The sequence below is a fragment of the Polycladospora coralii genome (assembly GCF_014773435.2).
GTDB lineage: Bacteria > Bacillota > Bacilli > Thermoactinomycetales > Thermoactinomycetaceae > Polycladospora > Polycladospora coralii.
This window is the reverse complement of record NZ_JACXAG020000032.1, coordinates 1-829: the sequence shown is the minus strand read 5'-3', so window position 1 is coordinate 829 and position 829 is coordinate 1. Positions and strand designations below refer to the sequence as shown.

General features: G+C 40.0%; 1 pseudogene. It reads left to right on the top strand.

What is annotated here, in order from left to right:
• A pseudogene (locus IC619_RS16595) lies at positions 1-829 on the top strand (IS3 family transposase); the annotation flags it as partial.

The window sequence follows — 829 nt, the reverse complement described above, 5'->3', positions numbered from 1 at the left end:
AAGCCAAGAAAAGATATTATTAAGGAGTATGAACTAACCCCCTCTTCTTTGGATAAGTGGATTCGTCAGAGCCAAAATAGCGGATCCTTTCGAGAAAAGGACAATCGAACCAATGAAGAAAATGAACTGATTCAAATGCGTAAGGAACTCCAACGCTTACGAATGGAAAATGATATTTTAAAGCAAGCAGCGCTGATCATGGGACGAAAGTAAGAGTGATCCGGGAAAACCGACACAAATACTCAGTATCAGCAATGTGCGACGTCCTACAAATCCCTAGAAGTACTTATTACTATGAAAAGAAGCGCCGGGTATCTAAGGATCATGCGATTACGCACGTGATCGTTGAAATCTTTCAAAAGAGCAGACAAGCCTACGGCACACGTAAAATAAAAGTTGAGCTCGAGAAGCAGGGATTCATTGTTTCTAGGCGGAGAATTGGTCGCATTATGAAGTCACAGGGGCTTATCTCCAAATACACGACTTCACAATTCAAGCCTAAGAAAAGCAAGTGCAATGAATCTCTTCAAGCTAATATTCTCAATCGGGAATTCTGTCAGAGTGAAGCGTTAAAGGTGGTGGTAAGTGATTTAACATATGTGCGTGTCAATAAAAAATGGCACTATATATGTATCTTTGTTGATCTCTTTAATCGAGAGATTATTGGTTATAGTTCAGGTCCCAACAAAGATGCAGAGCTTGTATACCATGCACTTTCCACGATTAAGCACGATTTAAGGAAAATTCAGCTTTTCCATACTGACCGTGGGAGTGAATTCAATAATCGATTGATCGATGAAGCTTTGACAACTTTCCAAATCCAACGGTC